Origin of the sequence: Sinosporangium siamense, assembly GCF_016863435.1 — a bacterium.
In the GTDB taxonomy this organism is placed as follows: Bacteria; Actinomycetota; Actinomycetes; order Streptosporangiales; family Streptosporangiaceae; genus Sinosporangium; species Sinosporangium siamense.
Genome location: NZ_BOOW01000026.1, coordinates 13,448 through 25,708, shown reverse-complemented (window position 1 = coordinate 25,708; position 12,261 = coordinate 13,448). Strand labels below are relative to the sequence as shown.

Below are 12,261 nucleotides of genomic sequence, written 5' to 3'. Positions count from 1 at the left end.
AGTAGGTTGTCGTTAAGCACATGAGCCAAGCGCAAGGAGACGGCTTAAATGCAATGCCCGAAGTGTCGCGGCACGATGCGCACCTTTGACCGCAACGGGGTCCACATCGAGCAGTGTGAGAACTGCCGGGGGATCTTCCTGGACTACGGAGAGCTCGAGGCGCTGACCCGGCTGGAGGCGCAGTGGTCTCAGGGCCACGCCGCCCCTCCTCCGCCGCCCGCGCACGGCGCTCCCTCGTGGGGCGCGCCGCACGGCGGCGGCCACTACGGAGGCCACCACGGCCGCAAGCGCGGCTGGGCGGGCATGCTCTTCTCCTCCTGACCACACCGGCCCGCCCGGACGGGCGACGCCGAAGGCCGCGATCCACTCTTGCAGGGTCGCGGCCTTGCCGTTTCTCCCGGCGCCCGTTCGGTCCGGGGGTGTACGGCTCGGCGCTGCCGGACCGGCGCTGCCGAACCTGGCGCCACCCGACTCAACGCTGCCTGATTCAACGCTGCCTGATTCAACGCTGTCTGATGCAACGCTGTCTGACTCGGCGCCGCTCGCGCAGCCGCCGGTCACCGAATGTCGGGGAGCTTCCCGCCGCCCCGGCTGCGCCGTACGTCGCGTGTCCGGCCGGCGGCCCGCCGATCGGCGGGCCGCCGGAGGTGAGCGGTCAGTCCGGGTAGTCCTCGGGGTCGACGCTCTTGGTGGAGACCGTGCCGCCCTTCACCGCGTGCAGGGTGATGGTCCAGTTGTTCCACCGCACGTGCGTCGAGGTGTACCTCGTCTTGAACTTCAGCGAGTTGCCGAAGAGCTCGAAGGAGCACGAGCGTCCGAAGGCGCGCACCTTGGACTGCCAGTCCACGCCCCGGGTGTAGTAGATCTTGTACTTCCCGTCCCGCACCCCGGACACGGTGAGCTTCTTCTTCTTGCGCACATAGACCGTGAACGCCTTGGTCTTGCCGCGGAAGGCCGTCACGACGGCGTCGTATTTCGAGCCGTTGTGGATCCGCAGCGAGCTGCGCCCGGTGCGGCTCTCCGAGCGGATGAACCTCCCGTGGGGCAGCCGGCGGCTCTCGCGTTTGGGGATCTTCACCGTCACCACGTCGGCGGGATAGTCGCCGGTGCCGGCCAGCGCCTCCCCTGCGCGGTCGAGGGTTTTGATCTGCCCCCTGCTGCCCAGGGCGGCCATGACGCTCGGCGCGGTGCACAGGGTGCGCGACGACAGGTCGCCCTGGACGATGCGCATGCCGCTGGCGAGCGCGTTCAGCTGGTTGACGTAGTCCGTGTGGGCGGCCTGGGCCTCCACGGGCGGCAGGATGCCCCGCAGGCGTTGCTCCGCCGTGAGGAGCGAGTCACGTGTCTTCGCAAGCCGCGTGCGCAGGCTCTTGCGCGACTTGGCTTCGGCGAGCGACTTGAGCGCGTCTCGCACCGGTTCCGTGGAGGAGGCGAGCTCTCTGCGGTAACTGACCGCGTCGAGTGCGGGTACGGCGGGGGCCGTGCTGGCGGGCGCCCCCGAAGGCCCGGGCACACCACCGCCGACCTGGCCGCTGGCGGTGGATTCACCCTGGACGCGTTGCCCCGTTTCGGCCGTACAGGCGGTCAGAGCGACAGCCGCGGCGGCAAGCACGCAGGGGATCGCACGGGAGGCAGTCATCTACCCAACTATTTCCTGATTGATCCACTGTCGTCAATTAATCCGCATCCCCCGTGATCTCGGTCAGACCGGCTTCCCGGTCGATGTGCAGCCACCTCGTGATTGCCAACATGGACAGAAAGGACAAGTCATGCGAAGCCACGATCAGCGCCCCTCGGTAGGCCGCCAGAGCCTGGGTCAACTGGTCCACGCTCGCCAGATCGAGATTGTTGGTCGGCTCGTCCAGCAGGAGCAGGCGCGGAGGCGGATCGGCCGACAGCAGCGCCGCCAGCACGGCACGGAACCGCTCGCCGCCCGACAACGTGCCGACCACCTGGTCCACCCGGTTGCCCCGGAAGAGGAACCGCGCCAGCCGCGCCCGGATGTCCGCAGGCGTGGCCGAAGGCGCCGCCCGCCGCACGTTGTCGAGCACACTGAGCGAGTCGTCGAGCGCGTCCAGCCGCTGCGGCAGATATCCGACACCGTCGACGCCCACGGTGACCTCCCCCGGGAAAAGCCCGGACTCGCCGACGAGCGCTCGCAGCAAGGTGGACTTGCCGGCGCCGTTGCTGCCGAGCAACGCGATGCGCTCGGGCCCGCGCACGATCAGCGTCTCCAGCACCAGCCGCCGCTCGCCGTCTGCCTCCTCGGCGTCCACCCGGTCCCCCGTGTTCACCGCGGCATTCACCGCGGCCCGCTCTCCGGCACCGTCTGTGCTGGGTGCGTTCTCCGGCTTTCCACCGGCACGGTGCGGCACCGGCCCCAGACCGGTCACGGTGAGCACCGTGCGGCCCGCCGGGACCTCGGTCTCCGGGAGCGTGATGCGGATCTGTGCCTCGTCGCGCATCGCGCGTTCAGCGTCGGCCAGGCGGTCGCGGGCGCCGGCGACCTTGTCGAGGTGCTGGTTGCGTAGTTTGCCGGACGACACCTGCGCCCGGCGTTTGAGGGCGCCGCGCACGATCTTCGGCAGCCCGCGTTCGGCGCCCGCCTTCTTGGCGAACTTCACCCGCCGGTCGAGCTTCATCCTGGTCTCGATCAGCTCGCGCTCCTGGCGTTTCAAATCGGCGGCGGCGCTCCTGATCCCGCGCTCGGCCGCCTCGCGCTCGATGTCGAGGGCCTCCTGGTAGGCCGGGAAATTGCCGCCGTACATCCGCACGCCGCCGTCGGTCATGTCGGCGATCTGGTCGACACGCTCAAGCAGCGCCCTATCGTGGCTCACCACCACCATGACGCCCTGCCACGCCTCGACCGCCTGGTAGAGGCGGGTGCGCGCGTCGAGGTCGAGGTTGTTGGTCGGCTCGTCCAGCAGCAGCACGCCGGGCCGACGCAGGAACAGGGCGGCGAGCCCGGTCATGATGGTCTCACCGCCCGAGAGGGTGTTCACCGTACGGTCGAGCCCGATGCCGCCGAGACCGAGCCGGTCCAGCTCGGCGAGGGCGCGTTCCTCCACGTCCCAGTCGTCGCCGACCGCCGCGAAGTTCTCCTCGGTGACCTCGCCGCGCTCGATTGCGTGCAGCGCGGCCCGCGCGGCGCCGATGCCGAGCAGGTCGGCGACGGTACGGCTGCCGCCCAGCGGCAGGTTCTGCGGCAGGTAGCCGATGTCGCCGTCCACGGCGATCGAGCCCTTCTCCGGGCGCAGTTCGCCGGCGATCAGCCGGAGCAGGGTGGACTTGCCCGCGCCGTTCACGCCGACGAGCCCGGTGCGACCCGCGCCGAAGGCCGCGTCGAGGTCCTTCAGGACCGGGGTGCCGTCGGCCCAGGCGTAGGACACCCCATCAATGACAATCGAAAAAGCCATAAGGCCGCTCCTCCACTACGTGTCATGAAATTTCTGGACACTGCGGGAGGACACCGCGCGCACCGGCCACCCACACCAGCGGGGATCAGCCCCGCGTGGAGGGGATTCGGCGGAAAAGGCCATTGCTCACACGCGACGAGACTTCTGCATCGCGTGGGACGTGGACATAAAGAAAGTCCACCTGAGAGGCGAGCTCGCTGAGGCCGGATGCGCACGCACCCTGACACGGGTGCCGAAACGCGGTGTCCGCGAACCTCAGATCCTCACTCTAAGCCTCCAGTGGACGGCAATAAGACGTTTCACACGTTACGAAAACCCCGGCACCCTGTCAAGGCAAGATCACCTCTGACGCTCACAGGCGGGCGCGGTAGACCGCTCTCGCCTGGTCGAGCAGGTCGAGGTGGTCGTGGAGCTGGCCGTCGGCGCTGAACCTGCCGCGCTTCCTGATCAGCTCCTCCAGGTGGTCCAGCCACGCCAGGCACCACCGCACGTCCTGCGGGCGGGCGGTGCGGCGGCTCTCGACGTCGAGGTGGACCGGGCTCGTATGGGCGTAAACATGCCGGTAGAGGCTGCGCGGGTGGGGCCCGCCCAGGGCGACGGCGACGACATAGGTGGGTTCCTCGACGGCCAGTTCGACCGACAACTCGTCGGACGCGCCAGTGGCGACGACGCCGTCGGCGGTGCGGATCTCCAGCGTCTCGACCTCCGGCCCCACCACGCGGGCGCGGGCGCGCACGACCGTGCCGGGGCGCACGTCGAGGGTCTCGCCGGGGCCCGCGCCGTCGACCGAGAGTTCGAGCCACGGGCCGGTCGTGACGAACGTGCGCCCGGCGCGCAGCGCGTCCTTGTAGCTCTCGGCGTCCAGCGCGCCCTCGACCTGGGCGTAGACCCGCACCCACCCGGGCGGGCTCGAACAGAGTTGCTGCCGGGAGAAGGAGATCTTGGTGTCGCTGCCGGCGAGGGCGGCGAGCCGGTTGCCCGCGCCGAGCAGCCGCCGGTAGACGGCGGCGGTGCCGAGCGCCGAGGAGAAGTGCAGGATCTCGATGCCGTCCACCAGCCCGAGCGCGGCGTCGATCACGATGGCCCGCGCGGAGCACTCCCTGCTCCGCGTCCCCATGACGGCGACGGCCGGGGCGTCGTCGCCGATCGGGGTGTGGAAGGAGTGGGCATATCCGAGGGTCGCGCCGAGGGCGCGGAGTTCGCGGCAGGCGGTGCTCGGCGGCGGCCAGTCGTGGTCGCCGGCGAAGCCGGAGTGGTAGAGGGCCGGCGGGGCGGTGAGGCCGAAGGCGTGCACGTGGCCGAGCAGGTCGCTCCGGTGTTCGACGCCCATGCGCGCCACGTGCGTCGCGTCGGACCACGGCAGGTCGCGACCGGCCCAGTGCTCCAGCGCCTCCCGGTCGTAGACGCGCGGCCCGCTCACGTTGCCCGCCACGAGGTTGAGCACGTGCAAGTCCTCGCCGAGTTGCTGCGCGCCCGCCTCGGCCGGGAGGGCGACCAGGTCACCCGCCCAGTTGAGGTGGACGTGCAGGTCCCCGCCGTACCACCCGCGGGCGGGGGCGTCGTAGAGCCGCTCGGGCCGCAATTCCACGAGGGTCTCGCGGCCGGGCTCGGGGTGCACGGCGACCTCGGCTGTGCCGTACTCCATGCCGCGGGCGACTCGCACGGTCAGCGGTTCGGCGGGGACGGGGAGCACGAGGTCGTCGCCGTGGAAGTACGGCAGGCCGTGTGCGTCGCGGCGCTCGCGGACGCCGTCCGGCCGGTAGCCCTGTCCGCCGGCGCCGACCACCGTCCACCGGCACGGGAAGCCCGCCCGCAGCCGCAGGCTGGCGCGTGCGGCCCGCCGGGTGAACCCGGCGGCGACCTCAGCGCCGTCGACGGTGAGGCGCGCCGAGGTGTCGGTGTCGAGAAGTCTGGCGCCGCGCGGCGGGATCTCGTGCCGCGCGCCGCCGACCTCGACGACGGCGGCGGTGTCGAGCGAGGAGTCCACGAGCAGCGTCAGCGGGAGTGGCCGCGTGTCGAGGACGGCCCGCGGCGCTCCCTCGGCACGCGCTCCCTGCGGGGTGAGGCGCAGCGCGTGCAAGCCGTACGGCAGAGCCCCGTCGAGGACGTCCCGGAACAACGCGTCGAGCGGCAGCGCCGCGACGGCCTCGTCGAGGTCGTCGGCGGCGCCCGCCGGAAGCACCGCCATGACCCGCTGCCACAGGGGGCCGGTGTCGGGGAGGAAACGCTGGTAGGGCATGAACGCGACATAGGCCAGGAGAGGTTCCCCCCAGGTCATGCCGTGCCCGGCCAGCAGTGCGCGGTAGTCGCCGAGCATGTCGGCGACGGGTTCCGGCAGCAGCGGGTCCATGCCCATGTGCACTCCTCCGGCGTGGTGATCGCCGTCATCGTGACATAGGCCCTGCGACCCGAATTGCGGATGGAGTGGGTGGATTCCCTCCCCGACAGATCTTTTTGTTATTCGGTTGTGATATCCCTGCCTCGGAACGCCGAGAGGAGGCGTTCGGCGGCGAGTGCGGGGGTGAGCGTGCCGTCGAGCACCTGGCGCTCGACCTCGGGGGCGAGGACGGCGACCTGCGGGTGGTGGCGCAGGTCGTGCACCAGGCGGTCGCGGACGAGCGTCCACGTCCAGTCGACCTGCTGGTGGCGGCGGCGCGCCGCAAGCTCCCCCGAGGCGGACAGGGTGTCCTGGTGGTGGACGATCTGCCGCCACAGCTCGGGGATGCCCGTGCCCTCCTTGCCGCTGCAGGTGAGCACGGGGGTGTGCCAGGTCTGGTCGTGGGTGCGCAGCAGGCGCAGGGCGCCCGCGAGCTCGCGGGCGGCCTTGCGCGCGTCGGCCTCGTAGGGCCCGTCGGCCTTGTTGACGGCGATGACGTCGGCCAGCTCCAGCACACCCTTCTTGATGCCCTGGAGCTGGTCGCCGGTACGGGCCAGGGTGAGCAGCAGGAAGGTGTCGACCATGTCGGCGACCGCGGTCTCGGACTGGCCGACGCCGACGGTCTCCACCAGCACCACGTCGTAACCCGCGGCCTCGACGACCACCATGGCCTCGCGGGTGGCCTTGGTGACCCCGCCCAGCGTGCCCGAGGTCGGGGACGGCCGGATGTAGGCGGCGGGGTCGACCGACAGCCGGGCCATGCGCGTCTTGTCGCCCATGATGGACCCGCCCGTCCGGGTGGAGGACGGGTCGACCGCGAGCACCGCCACGCGCAGGCCCTCACCGGTGAGGTGTGTGCCGAGGCCGTCGATGAACGTCGACTTGCCGACCCCGGGCACCCCGGTGATGCCGACCCGCCGCGCCTTGCCGGCGAGCGGGGTCAGCTCGACGAGGAGCCGCTGGGCCGTCTCCCTGTGGTCGGCCCTGCCGGACTCGACGAGGGTGATGGCCCGGGCGATCCACGCGACCGAGCCGCCCTTGACCCCGTCGAGGTAGTCGTCGAGCGTGGGCTTAACCCGCATGGCCCAACCGGGTGGCCAGCTCACGCAGCAGACCGAGCGCGGCGTCGGAGATCACGGTGCCGGGCGGGAAGATGGCCGAGGCCCCGGCCTCCCGCAGCTCGTCGAAGTCGCCCGGCGGGATCACGCCGCCCACCACGATCATGATGTCCTCGCGGCCGATGGAGGTGAGGGCTGCGCGCAGCGCCGGAACCAGGGTCAGGTGCCCGGCGGCCAGCGACGACACGCCGACGATGTGCACGTCGGCCTCGGCCGCCTGGCGGGCGACCTCCTCGGGGGTCTGGAACAGCGGGCCCACGTCGACGTCGAAGCCGAGGTCGGCGAAGCCGGTGGCGATCACCTTCTGCCCCCGGTCGTGGCCGTCCTGCCCCATTTTGGCCACCAGGATGCGGGGGCGGCGGCCCTCCTGCTCCTCGAACTCGGCGCAGGCGGCCCTGACCCGTTCGATCCCGGCGCCCGGGCCGGCCTCGTCGCGATACACACCCGAGATGGTACGGATCTGGCTCGCGTGCCGGCCGAAGACCTTCTCCAGGGCGTCGGAGATCTCGCCCACGGTCGCCTTGGCCCTGGCCGCCTCGACCGCGAGGGCGAGCAGGTTGCCCGAGCCGGCCGCGCCCTTGGTGAGGGCGTCGAGCGCGGCGGCCACGACCCCGGCGTCGCGCTCTTCGCGCAGGCGCCGCAGCTTGTCGAGCTGGCGTTCCCGCACCGCGGAGTTGTCGACCTTGAGGACCTCGATGGGCTCGTCGGCCTCGGCGCGGTATTTGTTGACGCCGATCACCGGCTGCCGCCCGGAGTCGATGCGGGCCTGGGTGCGGGCCGCGGCCTCCTCGATGCGCAGCTTGGGAAGGCCGGCGTCGATGGCCTTGGCCATGCCGCCCGCCGCCTCGACCTCGGAGATGTGCTCCCAGGCGCGCATGGCCAGCTCGTGCGTGAGCCGTTCGACGTAGGCGCTGCCGCCCCACGGGTCGATCACGCGGCAGGTGCCCGACTCCTGCTGGAGCAGGAGCTGGGTGTTGCGCGCGATGCGGGCGGAGAAGTCGGTCGGGAGGGCTAGGGCCTCGTCGAGGGCGTTGGTGTGCAGCGACTGGGTGTGGCCCTGGGTGGCGGCCATCGCCTCGACGCAGGTGCGCACCACGTTGTTGAACACGTCCTGCGCGGTCAGCGACCAGCCAGAGGTCTGGGAGTGGGTGCGCAGCGACAACGACTTGGGGTTCTTTGCGCCAAAGCCCTTCACGAGCTTGGCCCACAGCAGCCGCGCGGCGCGCAGCTTGGCGACCTCCATGAAGAAGTTCATGCCGATGCACCAGAAGAACGACAACCGCGGCGCGAACCTGTCGATGTCGAGCCCGGCGTTCACACCGGCGCGGAGGTATTCGACCCCGTCGGCCAGCGTGTAGGCGAGCTCGAGGTCGCAGGTGGCCCCGGCCTCCTGGATGTGGTAGCCGGAGATCGAGATGGAGTTGAACTTCGGCATCTTCTCCGAGGTGTAGGAGAAGATGTCGGAGATGATCCGCATGGACGGTTCAGGCGGATAAATGTAGGTATTGCGGACCATGAACTCTTTGAGGATGTCGTTCTGGATGGTCCCCGCGAGCTGCTCCGGCGCCACCCCCTGCTCCTCGGCGGCCACGATGTAGAGCGCCAGCACGGGCAGCACCGCGCCGTTCATGGTCATCGACACACTCATGCGGTCGAGCGGGATGCCGTCGAACAGCTGCCGCATGTCGTAGATCGAGTCGATCGCCACCCCGGCCATGCCCACGTCGCCCGCCACACGCGGGTGATCGGAGTCGTAGCCCCGGTGCGTCGCGAGGTCGAAGGCCACCGACAGGCCTTTCTGGCCGGCGGCGAGGTTGCGCCGGTAGAAGGCGTTGGACTCCTCCGCAGTGGAGAAACCGGCATATTGCCGGATGGTCCACGGCTGGTTGACGTACATCGTCGGGTAGGGCCCGCGCAGATAGGGCGCGACACCCGGATAGGTGGCCAGGAAGTCCAGGCCGTCGAGGTCGGCCGCGGTGTAGAGCGGGTGCACGCCGATGCCCTCGGGGGTCTCCCACACGAGGTCGTCGGGCCCCTTGCCGGTGCGCTCGGCCACCGCCTTCGCCCAGGCTCCAAGGTCGGCGTCGGCCGCGGGGATACCAGGGCCGAGATCAACGCCAGTGAAGTCGGGAATCTGCGGATTTGCGGTCACCGAGCCACCCCCAAGTCATCAAATGTCGTACGGAGGACCTCAAGCGCATCGCATCCTGCATAAAGCCGGGCGTCCACCCCTATATGCTCCCCCTTCCCCGCCAGCCACACCTTGACCGCCCCCGCATCCTTCAAGGCGGCGGCGACGGCCTCGGCGTGCTCGGCGTAGAACCGGTCGCTGGAGCACAGGCACGCCACCCGGCAGCCGCTGGCCCGGAACGCCTCGGCGAGCTCGGCCGGGTCCGCACTCGGGCCGCTCGTCACGGTGGCGACGCCGCCCGCCTGGAAGAGGTTGGCGGCGAAGGTCGCGCGGGCGGTGTGCACCGCGATCGGCCCCAGCGTGGCGAGGAAGACCGAGGGACGCTCCGCCAGGCCGTCGGCCAGGTCGCGCAGCGCCTCGTATTCCTCCGCGTAGCGGACGCGCGGCAACCCGCCGCCCGCCGAGGCCCCGGCCAGGCCCGGCCCCGCCGTGCGCACCGGAAGGCGCTCGGCGAGGTTGGGGAACTCGCTGACCCCGGTGATCGGGAGCTTCCTGCGCGCGACGTCGGCCGCGCGGGCGCTCGCGGTGGCGGCCAGCCGCCCGGCGACCTGCCCCGAGGCGAGGGCCTCGGCCATGCCGCCGGAGCGCTCCACATCCTGGAACCTCTCCCAGGCGGCCTCGGCCAGATCGGCGGTGAGGCGCTCGGCATACCACGACCCGCCGGCGGGATCCACGACCCGGGCGACCCCGGCCTCCTCGACCAGCAGCGTGTGCGTATTGCGCGCGATGCGCCGGGAGAAGGCGTCGGGCAGACCCAGCACGGCGTCGAACGGCTGCACCGTGACGGCCTCCGCGCCGCCCACCCCGGCCGCGAAGCAGGCCAGCGTGGTGCGGAGCATGTTCACCCACGGGTCGCGGGCGGTCATCATCGCCGAGGAGGTCACCGCGTGCTGCCGCTGCCCGCCGAGATCGGGCTCGCCGCAGACCTGCGCCACCCGCGCCCACAGCCGGCGCGCCGCGCGCAGCTTGGCGATCGTGAGGAACTGGTCGGCCGTGGCCGCGTAGCGGAAGTCGATCTGCCCGAGGGCCTCGGCCACCGTCAGCCCGGCCTCGGTGAGCTCCCTCAGGTAGGCGAGGCCGGTCGCGATCGACAGGCCGAGTTCCTCCGCCTCCCCCGCCCCCGCGTCGTGGTAGGGCGTGGCGTCGACGACCACGGCACGGAGACCGGGGTGGTCTTTCACGCACCGGCGCACGAGGTCCACGTCGAGCGTGCTCTCGGCGCCTGTGCGGGCGCGGCGGCCGAGCGGGTCGAGCCCCAGCGAGCCGCTCGGGGACACCCCGCGCTCGGCGGCCAGGGCCAGCAGCGCCTCGGCGGCCTCGCGCGACCGGTCGCCGGCGTCGAGCACGACGGGCGCGAGGTCGAGGTAGACGTCCTTGAGGACGCGGGCCAGCTCGGACACGGGGATGGCGTGGTCGCCGACCTCCAGCCAGAGGGAGGTGACGCCGTTCTCCAGGTCCGCGAGCACGGCCTCGGGGTCTGGAACCGCGTGTCGCTGTCGCACGTCCCACCCGGAGGAGGCGGCTCCCTCGGGCCGCGCGCCGCGGACGAAGGGCGCCAGACCCGGCAGGCCCCCGTCCCTTGGCACGTCGGCGGAATCGTAAAGCGGGAAGACCGTCACGCCGTCATAGGTGGGAGACGACAGGGCGTCCTCCGGCGAATCGGCTTCCACGCCGGATTTGCGAAGCACTCCCAGGGCGAGCTCCCGCCACTGCTCTCGGGTGGCAGGTGGGAACTCTGCGGCCAGGGGAAGTCGCTCAGGCTGCACCGTCATGTGGGGATCGTAAGCCGCTCAGCACTAGAACAATCGTCCGGGGTGGTTACTCGCCGGTTGTGACGGAAAGGCTTTCCGATTAACGGAACAACCTTTGCCCTGAAGGCGGCGATCTTGGCACGGTCCTATGGAGGATGCGACACCGGCAGGTGTCGAGCCGCGCACCACTCCCGACGTGGGGAAACCGGGTGGGGATGGTCGCGGGGCGGCGGGGTCCGCACCGCCCCCGGCCGCACGCGGGGACCGGGCTGGGCGGCTCTTCGAGGCGACGCGTTTTCCCTAATCGGCCGAACGTGCATTTAGGCCGGCTCAAGGCGCCCTCCAGGCATTTTTCAGTGCTTTCGAAGCCCGCCGGCCGGGGGGACACCGCGGCCCCGGGGCCGCGCGCCGCTCTCGGCGGTGGCGAGGGAGCGGGCGCGGGAGGGACCGGTCAGAGGGGAGACCGGTCGACAGGGGGCGGCGGGCGCGCCGGGCGACCGGCGCGGTAGGCACACGCTCAGGGCGTCTGCCAGGTGGCCTTCCAGGTCTGGGGGCCGACGACGCCGTCCACGGGGAGGTTGTGGGCGCGCTGGATCTGCCGGGCCACCTCGTCCGACCGGGGGCCGTAGGCGCCGTCGGCGTCAAGGTCGAACCCGCGCTTTTTTGCCTGGGTCTGCCAGGTGCGCACGTCCTCGCCGCGCATGATCGGAGGCTGCTTCAGCAACCTGCCGGGGAACGCCGGAGTCTTCGGGCCGGGCTCCTCGGGACCCTGCCCTCCGGGCCGTGGGGCGCCCCTGCGCACCCACGCGTAGAGCGCGTCGCCGGGGCACTCGGTGGAGTAGCCGTCGCGGTGCCCCTTGATCTCGTTGCCCGCCCCGCCCTCGCGCTTGAGGTAGCCGATGGCGTCGAGGACGCCGTGGAGCAACGCGTCGTTGGGCGTGACGAGCCCGGAGTTGCCGACCAGCCCGAGCACTGCGTAGTGCGCCGTGTTGAGACCCGCGCCATTGGCCGCAGGCACCCTTTTGGGTCCCCTACCCTCAAACACCTTCCGATGCGGACATGCCACCATCGAATAGCCGATGTCCGTCCAGCCGTTGCCGTCCATATGGTGCTTCTGGATGGACCTGACCATGGCCACGCATTTGTCGTGGTCGTCGACGACGGCCGGATCCACGCGTCCGCCCGTGTAGTGGACCTTGACTCCTTTGGTGGACGAGACCGGGCTGTAGGCGCCCCTGGGAGCGCGTGCCCCCCAGGCTCGGCGCGTGATGAGATTGTCCACGGGACCTATCTCCAGTAGAACGAGGAAAGGACGACAGAGGGTAACTCCGGGATCCGGGATCGTGCCCGGGTTTTGGAGCATTCCACATACATATCGGGGATCTGGTGGCAAACTCGTTCGACGAAC

Annotated in this window: 8 protein-coding genes; 1 reads left to right on the top strand and 7 read right to left on the bottom strand. The window is 71.0% G+C overall.

Annotation, left to right across the window (positions count from 1 at the left end; translation table 11 throughout):
* The first annotated feature begins 48 nt into the window (after window positions 1-48).
* A complete protein-coding gene (locus Ssi02_RS19245) occupies window positions 49-321 on the top strand; it encodes a TFIIB-type zinc ribbon-containing protein (RefSeq protein WP_204027320.1) in 273 nt (90 codons plus the stop codon).
* A 334-nt stretch (window positions 322-655) separates the two neighbouring features.
* Here Ssi02_RS19245 and Ssi02_RS19240 read toward each other — a convergent pair whose 3' ends face one another.
* The 7 genes from Ssi02_RS19240 to Ssi02_RS19210 form a co-directional block, all read right to left on the bottom strand.
* Window positions 656-1,639 (bottom strand): hypothetical protein, encoded by a 984-nt coding sequence (locus Ssi02_RS19240; RefSeq protein WP_204027319.1) that lies wholly within the window; start codon window positions 1,637-1,639, stop codon window positions 656-658.
* A 37-nt stretch (window positions 1,640-1,676) separates the two neighbouring features.
* Entirely contained in the window at window positions 1,677-3,416 is a 1,740-nt protein-coding gene (locus Ssi02_RS19235) for an ABC-F family ATP-binding cassette domain-containing protein (protein ID WP_204027318.1), read from the bottom strand.
* A 352-nt stretch (window positions 3,417-3,768) separates the two neighbouring features.
* Window positions 3,769-5,772, bottom strand: a complete 2,004-nt coding sequence (locus Ssi02_RS19230) for a CehA/McbA family metallohydrolase (RefSeq protein WP_204027317.1) — start codon at window positions 5,770-5,772, stop codon at window positions 3,769-3,771.
* A gap of 101 nt (window positions 5,773-5,873) precedes the next feature.
* The gene (gene meaB, locus Ssi02_RS19225; RefSeq protein ID WP_204027316.1) at window positions 5,874-6,875 is read right to left on the bottom strand and encodes a methylmalonyl Co-A mutase-associated GTPase MeaB; all 1,002 of its coding nucleotides are present in this window, start codon (window positions 6,873-6,875) and stop codon (window positions 5,874-5,876) included.
* Window positions 6,865-9,063 carry a methylmalonyl-CoA mutase gene (gene scpA, locus Ssi02_RS19220; protein WP_239129080.1) on the bottom strand — a complete coding sequence of 733 codons (2,199 nt, stop codon included), beginning with the start codon at window positions 9,061-9,063 and terminating at the stop codon, window positions 6,865-6,867. The genes meaB and scpA overlap by 11 nt, the downstream gene beginning before the upstream one ends.
* Window positions 9,060-10,874 (bottom strand): methylmalonyl-CoA mutase subunit beta, encoded by a 1,815-nt coding sequence (locus Ssi02_RS19215; protein ID WP_204027315.1) that lies wholly within the window; start codon window positions 10,872-10,874, stop codon window positions 9,060-9,062. The genes scpA and Ssi02_RS19215 overlap by 4 nt, the downstream gene beginning before the upstream one ends.
* A gap of 496 nt (window positions 10,875-11,370) precedes the next feature.
* Window positions 11,371-12,135 carry a peptidoglycan recognition protein family protein gene (locus Ssi02_RS19210; protein ID WP_239129074.1) on the bottom strand — a complete coding sequence of 255 codons (765 nt, stop codon included), beginning with the start codon at window positions 12,133-12,135 and terminating at the stop codon, window positions 11,371-11,373.
* Window positions 12,136-12,261: the final 126 nt, after the last annotated feature.

Coding starts and splice junctions, on each gene's coding strand:
- Ssi02_RS19245 (WP_204027320.1), top strand. CDS start 49: ATGCAATGCCCGAAGTGTCGCGGCACGATGCGCACCTTTGACCGCAAC.
- Ssi02_RS19240 (WP_204027319.1), bottom strand. CDS start 1,639: ATGACTGCCTCCCGTGCGATCCCCTGCGTGCTTGCCGCCGCGGCTGTC.
- Ssi02_RS19235 (WP_204027318.1), bottom strand. CDS start 3,416: ATGGCTTTTTCGATTGTCATTGATGGGGTGTCCTACGCCTGGGCCGAC.
- Ssi02_RS19230 (WP_204027317.1), bottom strand. CDS start 5,772: ATGGGCATGGACCCGCTGCTGCCGGAACCCGTCGCCGACATGCTCGGC.
- meaB (WP_204027316.1), bottom strand. CDS start 6,875: ATGCGGGTTAAGCCCACGCTCGACGACTACCTCGACGGGGTCAAGGGC.
- Ssi02_RS19215 (WP_204027315.1), bottom strand. CDS start 10,874: ATGACGGTGCAGCCTGAGCGACTTCCCCTGGCCGCAGAGTTCCCACCT.